The organism is Kitasatospora sp. NPDC059747 (genome assembly GCF_042732955.1).
In the GTDB taxonomy this organism is placed as follows: domain Bacteria; phylum Actinomycetota; class Actinomycetes; order Streptomycetales; family Streptomycetaceae; genus Kitasatospora.
Genome location: NZ_JBHWGV010000189.1, coordinates 4162 through 11377 on the forward strand (window position 1 = coordinate 4162; position 7216 = coordinate 11377).

Annotated in this window: 7 protein-coding genes; 6 read left to right on the plus strand and 1 reads right to left on the minus strand. The window is 70.2% G+C overall.

What is annotated here, in order from left to right:
* Positions 1 to 156: 156 nt before the first annotated feature.
* Positions 157 to 798, plus strand: a complete 642-nt coding sequence (locus ACFV4G_RS41240; RefSeq protein ID WP_380448369.1) for a hypothetical protein — start codon at positions 157 to 159, stop codon at positions 796 to 798.
* A gap of 5 nt (positions 799 to 803) precedes the next feature.
* Here ACFV4G_RS41240 and ACFV4G_RS41245 read toward each other — a convergent pair whose 3' ends face one another.
* A complete protein-coding gene (locus ACFV4G_RS41245; protein ID WP_380448371.1) occupies positions 804 to 1109 on the minus strand; it encodes a ferredoxin in 306 nt (101 codons plus the stop codon).
* Positions 1110 to 1395: 286 nt separating this feature from the next.
* Between ACFV4G_RS41245 and arc the strand changes: the two genes are divergently transcribed.
* The 5 genes from arc to prcA all read left to right on the plus strand — a co-directional run bounded on the left by arc (position 1396) and on the right by prcA (position 7105).
* Positions 1396 to 3162 (plus strand): proteasome ATPase, encoded by a 1767-nt coding sequence (gene arc / locus ACFV4G_RS41250; protein ID WP_380448373.1) that lies wholly within the window; start codon positions 1396 to 1398, stop codon positions 3160 to 3162.
* 242 nt (positions 3163 to 3404) lie between these two features.
* The gene (gene dop, locus ACFV4G_RS41255; RefSeq protein ID WP_380448374.1) at positions 3405 to 4916 is read left to right on the plus strand and encodes a depupylase/deamidase Dop; all 1512 of its coding nucleotides are present in this window, start codon (positions 3405 to 3407) and stop codon (positions 4914 to 4916) included.
* A 174-nt stretch (positions 4917 to 5090) separates the two neighbouring features.
* Positions 5091 to 5309, plus strand: coding sequence for a ubiquitin-like protein Pup (locus tag ACFV4G_RS41260; protein ID WP_031069167.1), 219 nt, complete (start codon positions 5091 to 5093; stop codon positions 5307 to 5309).
* Between the two features lie 162 nt (positions 5310 to 5471).
* Positions 5472 to 6314, plus strand: a complete 843-nt coding sequence (gene prcB / locus ACFV4G_RS41265; RefSeq protein WP_380448376.1) for a proteasome subunit beta — start codon at positions 5472 to 5474, stop codon at positions 6312 to 6314.
* Positions 6315 to 6346: 32 nt separating this feature from the next.
* The gene (prcA, locus tag ACFV4G_RS41270) at positions 6347 to 7105 is read left to right on the plus strand and encodes a proteasome subunit alpha (protein WP_380448378.1); all 759 of its coding nucleotides are present in this window, start codon (positions 6347 to 6349) and stop codon (positions 7103 to 7105) included.
* Positions 7106 to 7216: the final 111 nt, after the last annotated feature.

Consider the following 7216-nt stretch of genomic DNA (forward strand, 5'->3'; position numbering starts at 1 on the left):
CGGGCCGGGCGCGGGGCCGCCGGCCGCGCGGGGGGGGCGTGCTCCCTCCCCGGGGGCCCGCCCGCGCCGGGGGGGGGGGGGGGGGCGGCGCCCCCCCCCCCCCCCCCCTCCGGCGTTCCCGCCCCGGTCACCGGAGTGCCACCGTGATGTGGGACGATGCCAGCTCACACAGACCACTGGAGGGGACGCCTGGTGGAGACCGCGGTCGGGACGACGGCTGGACAGCAGACCCCGGCGGGCCGCACCCGGCCCGGCCACGTTCGAACCGCCCCGTGGCACTGGGCCCTCGCCCTGGCCGGCTGCGGAGCCGTCGTGGCGAGCGCCCTTGCGGCCTCGCCCGCCACCGGCACGCCGGTGCCCCTCCACGGCAGCGGTCCCAAGGCCGCCCCGGCGGCCCTCGCCCCCGACCCGGCCAAGGCCCAACTCCCGCTCGACTGTGGCCCGTTCCCGGTCAAGCCGACGGTCAGCCTGGCCGCCGACCTCGGCGACGGCCGGCCCAGCACCGTCGTCGCCGCGCACTGCGCCGCCGAGACCGGCACCCCGCCGGACGCCGTCTACCTCCTCGGCGGCACCGCCGAGCGGCCCGTCGTCCTCGCGACCCTCGTCTCCGAGCGCGAGAACCTCACCGTCACCAGGCTCGCCCTGCGCTCGGACGGCACCATCACCGGCCACGCGCAGGGGTATTCGAGCGACGACGTCCCGCGCTTCAGCCCGGACGTCTCACTCGACCTCACCTGGACGCACAAGGGCGGCGGCTGGGTGCGCACCCGGACCGCCGCCCCGAACACCGAGACCTGAGACGCCTATTCGTCGGCGTCCGGCCCGTACACCTCGACCCGGTCGGCGACCCGGCGCACGTGGATGCAGTCGCCGGGGCACTCCTTCGCCGAGTCCACCACGTCCTGAAGCAGCGTCAGCGGCACGGGGGCCGTCTCCCCGGGCTGCTGGCGCAGTTCGTCGTCCGGCCCCTTCACGTAGGCCAGGCCGTCGATGTCGAGTTCGAAGACCTCGGGCGCGTACTGCGCGCAGATGCCGTCGCCGGTGCACAGGTCCTGGTCGATCCACACCTCCAGGGCCTCGTTCGCCGCCGTCCGCTCGGTCACCGACATCGTTGTTCTCCGCCGTTTCTGTCCCGGGTCGCCCCCGTCTGAGGGCAATCCCGCCATTCGTACAACGATCGGACCGGGCCTCCCGGTCGCGATCGGATATCGACTCGCTCGACGATACATCTGGTCCGCTTTGGGCGGTGCGCGGTGGGTATCCCCTTAGCAGAGGGGAAGCACGCAGGGCGAAGATCGGACACGCCCGTTCCATCTTTCTTGATCTAGGGGTTTACGGACCCCTGGTCCCAGGTAGGGTCTGGAAGCGTCCAGCTCCCCGGAGGAGGTGAGGACCGTGGCAGCCCACGATGACGACTACAACCGCAGCACCGGCAGGCCCGCTCGTGGTTCCGACGAGGCCGCTCAGGTCTCGTACCTTGAGCAGGAAATCGCCGTGCTGCGCCGCAAGCTCGCCGACTCGCCGCGCAATTCGAGAATCCTCGAAGAGCGGATCGTCGAGCTCCAGACCAACCTGGCCGGCGTGACCGCCCAGAACGAACGACTCGCCTCCACGCTGCGCGAGGCCCGCGACCAGATCGTGGCCCTCAAGGAAGAGGTGGACCGGCTGGCCCAGCCGCCCGCCGGCTTCGGCACCTTCCTGCAGGCGAACGAGGACGGCACCGCCGACATCTTCACCGGCGGTCGCAAGCTCCGCGTCAACGTCAGCCCCAACGTCGAACTCGACGTGCTGCGGCGCGGCCAGGAGGTGATGCTCAACGAGGCCCTCAACATCGTGGACGCGATGGCCTTCGAGCGCATCGGCGAGATCGTCACCCTCAAGGAGATCCTCGAGGACGGCGAGCGCGCCCTGGTCATCGGCCACACCGACGAGGAGCGCGTGGTGCGCCTCGCCGAACCGCTGCGCGAGGTCACCATCCGGGCGGGGGACGCCCTGCTGCTGGAGCCCCGCTCCGGCTACGTGTACGAGGTCGTGCCGAAGTCCGAGGTCGAGGAGCTCGTCCTCGAAGAGGTCCCGGACATCGACTACCGCCAGATCGGCGGCCTCAGCAACCAGATCGAGCTGATCCGCGACGCGGTCGAGCTGCCGTACCTGCACGCCGACCTCTTCAAGGAGTACGAGCTGCGCCCGCCCAAGGGCGTCCTGCTCTACGGCCCGCCCGGCTGCGGCAAGACGCTGATCGCCAAGGCGGTCGCCAACTCGCTGGCCAAGAAGGTCGCCGAGGTCACCGGCCGCCCCCAGGGCAAGAGCTACTTCCTCAACATCAAGGGCCCCGAGCTGCTCAACAAGTACGTGGGCGAGACCGAGCGGCAGATCCGCCTGGTCTTCCAGCGGGCCCGGGAGAAGGCGGGCGAGGGCACCCCCGTCATCGTCTTCTTCGACGAGATGGAGTCGCTGTTCCGCACCCGCGGCTCGGGTGTCAGCTCGGACGTGGAGAACACCATCGTCCCGCAGCTGCTGGCCGAGATCGACGGCGTGGAGGGCCTGGAGAACGTCATCGTCATCGGCGCCTCCAACCGCGAGGACATGATCGACCCGGCGATCCTGCGGCCCGGCCGCCTGGACGTCAAGATCAAGATCGAGCGCCCGGACGCCGAGGCCGCGAAGGACATCTTCTCCAAGTACCTGAAGGGCTCGCTGCCCTTCCACCCCGACGACCTCAAGGAGCACGACGGCTCGATCGAGGCCACCGTGGCCGCGATGATCCAGTCGGTCGTGGAGCGGATGTACTCGGAGACCGAGGACAACCGCTTCCTGGAGGTCACCTACGCCAACGGGGACAAGGAGGTCCTGTACTTCAAGGACTTCAACTCCGGCGCGATGATCCAGAACATCGTCGACCGCGCGAAGAAGATGGCCATCAAGGACTTCCTCGACCACGGTCAGCGCGGACTGCGCGTCTCCCACCTGCTCGCCGCCTGCGTGGACGAGTTCAAGGAGAACGAGGACCTGCCCAACACCACCAACCCGGACGACTGGGCCCGCATCTCCGGCAAGAAGGGCGAGCGGATCGTCTTCATCCGCACGCTGGTCACCGGCAAGCAGGGCGCCGAGTCCGGCCGCTCCATCGACACCGTCGCCAACACGGGGCAGTACCTGTAACCGCACCACTCTTTCGATCCGCAGGACGAGGCCGGCACCCGGCCCCGGAACAGCACGCACCCCGTCCGGCTGTGGCGCCTCGCGGCCCCGCAGCCGGACGGCGCGTCTCGGGGCCCGGCCGTCGGCCCCGCGTTCTAGGCTCGACGCACCGTTCGCGGGCAGACCGCCGGCACCGGTGTTGTTCAGCGGTACGTCAGCGTGTTCCGCCCAGGGGGGCGGCGCACCGGGGCAAGGAGGGCCGCATGACCGTACGGCGCGTGATGGGCATCGAGACCGAGTACGGGATCTCCGTGCCCGGCCACCCCAACGCCAACGCCATGCTCACCTCGTCCCAGATCGTCAACGCGTACGCGGCGGCGATGCACCGGGCCAGGCGGGCCCGCTGGGACTTCGAGGAGGAGAACCCGCTGCGCGACGCCCGGGGCTTCGACCTCGCGCGCGAGGTGGCGGACGCCAGCCAGCTCACCGACGAGGACATCGGCCTCGCCAACGTCATCCTCACCAACGGGGCCCGGTTCTACGTGGACCACGCGCACCCCGAGTACAGCTCGCCCGAGGTCACCAACCCGCGCGACGCCGTGCTCTGGGACAAGGCCGGCGAACGGATCATGGCGGCCGCCGCGCAGCGCGCGCTGGAACTGCCCAACGGGCAGACCATCCACCTGTACAAGAACAACACCGACAACAAGGGCGCCTCCTACGGCACCCACGAGAACTACCTGATGAAGCGGGCGACGCCGTTCGCCGACATCGTCCGCCACCTCACCCCGTTCTTCGTCTCCCGCCAGGTGGTCACCGGCGCCGGCCGGGTCGGGATCGGCCAGGACGGCTCCGCCCACGGCTTCCAGATCAGCCAGCGGGCCGACTACTTCGAGGTCGAGGTCGGCCTGGAGACCACCCTCAAGCGGCCGATCATCAACACCCGCGACGAACCGCACGCCGACGCCGAGAAGTACCGCCGGCTGCACGTGATCATCGGGGACGCCAACCTCTCCGAGATCTCCACCTACCTCAAGCTGGGCACCACCGCGCTGGTCCTGTCGATGATCGAGGACTCCTTCATCGCCTCCGACCTCGCCGTCGACCAGCCGGTGCGCACCCTGCACCGGGTCTCCCACGACCCCACGCTCAAGCACCTGATCACCCTGCGCAACGGGCGCAAGCTCACCGCCGTCCAGCTGCAGCTGGAGTACTTCGAGCTCGCGCGCAAGTACGTCGAGGACCGCTTCGGCACCGACGCGGACGAGCAGACCGTGGACGTCCTGGCGCGCTGGGAGGACGTCCTCGGCCGGCTGGAGCGCGACCCGATGTCGCTCTCCCGCCAGCTGGACTGGATCGCCAAGCGGGAGATCCTGGAGGGCTACCGCAGCCGCGACGCCCTGGAGTGGGACAACCCGCGGCTGCACCTGGTGGACCTCCAGTACAGCGACGTGCGGCCCGAGAAGGGCCTCTACAACCGCCTGGTGGCCCGCGGCAGGTTCGAGCGGCTGGTCACCGAGGAGGAGGTCGAGCGGGCCGTCTCCAAGCCGCCGGAGGACACCAGGGCGTACTTCCGCGGGCGCTGCCTGGACCAGTACGCGGAGCACGTGGCGGCGGCGTCCTGGGACTCGGTCATCTTCGACCTGCCGGGCCGCGACTCGCTGCAGCGGGTGCCCACCCTGGAGCCCCTGCGCGGCACCCGCAACCACGTCAAGGAACTGCTGGACCGCTGCCGGACGGCCGAGGACCTGCTCCGGGTCCTCTCCGGCGGGTAACTTTTCGATCACCACGGGTGAACGTCCGCCGAATGGGAATCATCCGGGGTGGCAGCGGGTGTTGGACAGGAAGCGCCACCGGCAAACCGGGAGCGGCAGTCGCACCTTGTGTATAGGGTCGGTGCAGCAAGCAGCGACCCAACCGTGCCAGACGATTCGAGCGGGGTGAGGGAAATGGCGAGCAAGGACACCGGCGGCGGCCAGCAGCGGGCGAACCGCTCCTCCGAGGAGGTCGAGGAGCAGGCCGCGGAAACCCAGAATTCCGACGACCTCAAGGAGCGCCAGGAAAAGCTCAGCGACGACGTCGACGCGGTCCTGGACGAAATCGACGAAGTGCTCGAGTCGAACGCCGAGGATTTCGTGCGGGGATTTGTCCAAAAGGGTGGGCAATAGTCCGCCGCGGGGCATTGCGGAATTCACGGTCGTGACCGTCGGGGACGGCCGGGCGGCCACGGCCGTCCGCCCGTCCCGGCTCCGGCCCTCCACACGTGGACGTTGATCGTCGGCGGGTAGGGTGCGGGGATCGCGCGCTTCAAGCTACCTGGAAGGAATCGTGTGGAAGCCAACACTCGTGGCACCGGGCGTCTACCGGCTGCCTTCCTGACCCCGGGGTCCTCCTCGTTCCTCGACTTCCTCGCCGAGCACAAGCCGGAGTTGATCCCCGGCCGGCGCGGGCTGCCCGAGGGCACGGTGGTCGAGGCCCCGCACGGGACCACGATCGTGGCCGCGGTGTTCGACGGCGGTGTGATCATCGCCGGTGACCGTCGCGCCACCATGGGCAACGTGATCGCCCAGCGGGACATCGAGAAGGTGTTCCCGGCCGACGAGTACAGCGCGGTCGGCATCGCCGGCACCGCCGGTCTCGCGGTCGAGATGGTCCGGCTGTTCCAGCTGGAGCTGGAGCACTACGAGAAGATCGAGGGCGCCACGCTCTCCCTGGAGGGCAAGGCCAACCGGCTCACCAGCATGATCCGCGGCAACCTCGGCATGGCGATGCAGGGCCTCGCGGTGGTGCCGATGTTCGCCGGCTACGACCTCGACCTCGGACGCGGCCGGATCTTCGGCTACGACGTCACCGGCGGGCGCTCCGAGGAGCGCGGCTTCGCGGCCACCGGCTCCGGCTCGGTGTTCGCCCGCGGCTCGATGAAGAAGCTCTACCGGGAGGGCCTGACCGCCGACCAGGCCGCCACCCTGGTCGTCCAGGCGCTCTACGACGCGGCCGACGACGACTCCGCCACCGGCGGCCCCGACCTCGCCCGCAAGATCTACCCCATCGTCTCGCTGATCACCGCGGACGGCTTCCACCGGCTCACCGAGCCGGAGGTCGCGCGGATCGCCGTCTCCATCACCGACCAGCGCCTCACCCACCCCGACGGCCCGCAGGCCCCGCTGCTCTAGCCGCCCACCTCACAGGAAAGGGACGACCGCCGGTGTCGACACCGTTCTACGTCTCGCCCCAGCAGGCCATGGCGGACCGCGCGGAGTACGCCCGCAAGGGCATCGCGCGCGGTCGCAGCGTGGTCGTGCTCACCTACGCCGACGGCATCGTCTTCGTCGCGGAGAACACCTCGCGGGCGCTGCACAAGGTCTCCGAGATCTACGACAAGATCGCCTTCGCGGCGGTCGGCCGCTACAACGAGTTCGAGAACCTGCGGATCGGCGGCGTGCGCTACGCCGACCTGCGCGGCTACTCCTACGACCGGGCCGACGTCACGGCCCGGGGCCTCGCCAACGTCTACGCCCAGACGCTCGGCACGATCTTCTCCTCGGTCGGCGAGAAGCCGTACGAGGTCGAGCTGATCGTCGCCGAGGTCGGCCGGACGACGGAGGAGGACCAGATCTACCGCCTCACCCCGGACGGTTCGATCGTCGACGAGAAGAACTACGTGGTGGTCGGCGGCAACGCCGACTCCATCGGCAACTACCTGGGCCAGCGCCACCGCGCCGGCATGGCGCTGGGCGAGGCGGTGCGGGTCGCCGTCGACTCCCTGGCCCGGGACCCCAACGGCGGCAGCGCCCGCAGCCTGACGCCGGAACAGCTGGAGGTGGCCGTCCTCGACCGCCAGCGGTTCCAGCAGCGGAAGTTCAAGCGGATCCTGGGCGGCCAGCTCGGCCGGCTGCTCGACGGGGACCAGTCCGCGGCGGACGACGAGGACGGTCCGGCGGCCACCCCGCCGTCGGACGAGTAGTGCCTTCGGAGTCCCGTGCGGCGCGCGATCGCCGCACCGGACGACGGTGCCCCGGCGGGGGGTCGCCCCGCGTGGCGGCGGTTTCGGAACTCTCCGTCAAGAACAAGTCGT